Origin of the sequence: Bordetella petrii, from assembly GCF_020991325.1 — a bacterium.
GTDB lineage: Bacteria > Pseudomonadota > Gammaproteobacteria > Burkholderiales > Burkholderiaceae_B > Bordetella_A > Bordetella_A petrii_E.
Window position 1 is genome coordinate 1 of record NZ_JAJMLX010000423.1, and the last position, 2565, is coordinate 2565.

3 protein-coding genes are annotated in these 2565 nt (G+C 69.5%); 1 reads left to right on the forward strand and 2 read right to left on the reverse strand.

From position 1 onward, the window contains the following. Positions 1 to 913, forward strand: a 913-nt coding sequence (locus tag LPZ50_RS23995) for an acetolactate synthase large subunit (RefSeq protein ID WP_230665353.1), incomplete at its 5' end; no start/stop codon positions are given. A gap of 96 nt (positions 914 to 1009) precedes the next feature. Here the strand turns inward: LPZ50_RS23995 and LPZ50_RS24000 are convergent. After that, entirely contained in the window at positions 1010 to 1720 is a 711-nt protein-coding gene (locus LPZ50_RS24000; RefSeq protein WP_230665354.1) for an ABC transporter ATP-binding protein, read from the reverse strand. Further along, positions 1708 to 2466, reverse strand: coding sequence for an ABC transporter ATP-binding protein (locus tag LPZ50_RS24005; protein ID WP_230665355.1), 759 nt, complete (start codon positions 2464 to 2466; stop codon positions 1708 to 1710). Before LPZ50_RS24005 ends, LPZ50_RS24000 begins: the two co-directional genes overlap by 13 nt. Between the last annotated feature and the right edge of the window lie 99 nt (positions 2467 to 2565).

Below are 2565 nucleotides of genomic sequence, written 5' to 3' on the forward strand. Positions count from 1 at the left end.
CCTGGCCGTGGCGGGCCGCATCGCGCAGGCCACGGGGGTGAAGCTGCTGTCGCCGACGTCGAACCGCCGTACCGAGCGCGGCGCGAACCGCACGCCGGTAACGCGCGTGCCGTATCCGGTGGACCAGGCGGTGGCGTTGCTGAAAGACGTGCGGCAACTGATTCTGGTGGGGGCCGCCGCCCCGGTGGCCTTCTTTGCGTATCCCGGCAAGCCCAGCCTGCTGGCGCCGCAAGACCAGCAGCCCCTGGTGCTGGCCACCCCCGAACAAGACCTGCTGCAGGCCTTGCAATGGCTGGCCGATGAACTGGGCGTGGCGAACGACGCCCCGGGCCTGTTGCCGGTGGCCTCGTCCATCGACGTGCCGCGTGCCGGCGCGCTGACCGGCACCGCGGTCAACGTCATCACCGCGCGCATGCTGCCGGAAAACGCTATCGTCTGCGATGAATCGGTAACCCAGGGCCGCGAGTTTCCCGCCATCAGCGCCACCTCGGCGCCGCACGACTGGCTGCAACTGACGGGCGGCGCCATCGGCATCGGCCTGCCGCTGGCCGCCGGCGCGGCGGTGGCCTGCCCCGACCGCAAGGTCATCACGCTACAGGCGGACGGCAGCGGCATGTACACCGTGCAGGCTTTATGGACGCAGGCGCGCGAACAGCTGGACTGCCTGACCATCATCCTGGCCAACCGTTCCTACGCCACGCTGCATGGCGAAATGAAAAACGTGGGCGTGCAGGAACCCGGCCGCAATGCCAAGCGCATGCTGGACCTGCAGGAACCCAGCCTGGACTGGGTGCAGCTGGCCGCCGGCATGGGCGTGGAAGCCGTGCGCGTCGATACCATCGAAGGCTTCACCAAGGCCATGCAGGGCGCGCTGGGGCGCAAGGGGCCGTTCCTGATCGAGGCGCTGATCTGACGCGAACGCGATCCGCGGCACTGCCCGCCCGCGCTACCGGGTGTCTGACTCCCCGCCAGGGGTGTCAGACACCGATCGCAGCGGCACTGTCCGCCGCTATACCCCCAGGTACCGCGCCAATTGCTCCGGCTGCGCCGCCAGCGCGGGGCTTTCCCCCTGGTGCACGATGCGGCCTTTTTCCATGACCAGGCAGCGGTCTGTGTGCGACAGCACGGCGCGATAGTTGCGGTCCACGATCAGCGTGGACATGCCGGTGGCGCGGATGGCCGCCACGATGCGCCAGATTTCCGCCACGATCAAGGGGGCCAGGCCTTCGGTGGCCTCGTCCAGGATCAGCAGGTCGGGGTTGGTCATCAAGGCGCGGCCGATCGCCAGCATCTGCTGTTCGCCGCCCGACAACTGCTGGCCGCCGTGGTCCAGGCGCTCGGCCAGCCGCGGGAAAGTGGCCAGCACCCGGTCGTAGGTCCAGTGGGCCTGCCCGCGCGTGCCCGTTCTTGCGGCCACCAGCAGGTTCTCGCGCACGCTGAGGTTGGGAAACACGCCACGCCCCTCGGGCACGTAGGCCACGCCCAGGCGCGCGATGGTATGCGGCTGGGCGCGGGTGCAGTCCTGGCCGGCCACCGACAGGCTGCCCTGGCGGCTGCGCACGTGGCCCATCAGGGTGCGGATCAGGGTCGTCTTGCCCATGCCGTTGCGGCCCACCAGGCCCACCGATTCTCCCGGCGCGATGCTGACGTCCACGCCGCGCAGCACGTGGCTGGCGCCATAGTAGCTGTGCAGGCCGCTGGCATCGATCAATGCGCGCATGTGGCGTCTCCCAGGTAAGCGTTCTGCACTTCGGGGTTGGCGCGAACCTGTCCGGGCGTGCCGCAGGCAATGGCGGTGCCGTTGACCATCACGGTGATGATGTCGGCGTTGCCGAACACGGCGTCCATGTCGTGTTCTACCAGCAGAATGGCGTGTTCGGCCTTCAAGCTTTGCAGCAGGGCCAGGATGCTCTCGGTTTCTTCGGGACCCATGCCGGCCAGCGGTTCGTCCAGCAGCAGCACGCGCGGCTGGCCAGCCAGGCACATGGCGATTTCCAGCTGCCGCTTGTGGCCATGCGGCAGCAGGCCGGCGGGCACCGCCGCACTGCGCGCCAGGCCGGTGCGTTCCAGGGCATGGCGGGCGCGTTCCGCGCTGTGCGCGCACTGGCTGGCGTTGCGCCACCATTGCCAGAATTGCTGGCGGCTGGCCTGCGCGGCCAGGCGGCAGTTTTCGTACACGCTCAGCGTGGGAAAGATGGTGGAACGCTGGTAACTGCGGCCCAGGCCGCGCCGGGCGCGCTGCGGCTGCGGCCAGGCGGTAACGTCCTGTCCTTCCATCATGACCTGCCCGGCGCTGGCCAACAGTTCGCCCGACAGGATATTGATCAGGGTCGACTTGCCCGCGCCGTTGGTGCCGATGACGGCGTGCACGGTGCCGCGGTGCAGGTCCAGCGAAACATCGTTCACGGCCACCAGGCCGCCGAAGCGCCGGGTGATGCCGCGTGCTGCCAGCATGGCTTCAGGCATGGGGTTCTCCGGACAAAGGCAGCGGGGGCGCCGGCGCGGGTTCGCTTTCGGGCGGGTTGGTGGAATGCCGGCGCGCGGCGCGGCGCGCGCGCCATTGGG

What these genes read in the sequence shown, in the direction of transcription:
- LPZ50_RS24000 (WP_230665354.1), bottom strand. Translation starts at nt 1,720, where the DNA reads ATGCGCGCATTGATCGATGCCAGCGGCCTGCACAGCTACTATGGCGCC.
- LPZ50_RS24005 (WP_230665355.1), bottom strand. Translation starts at nt 2,466, where the DNA reads ATGCCTGAAGCCATGCTGGCAGCACGCGGCATCACCCGGCGCTTCGGC.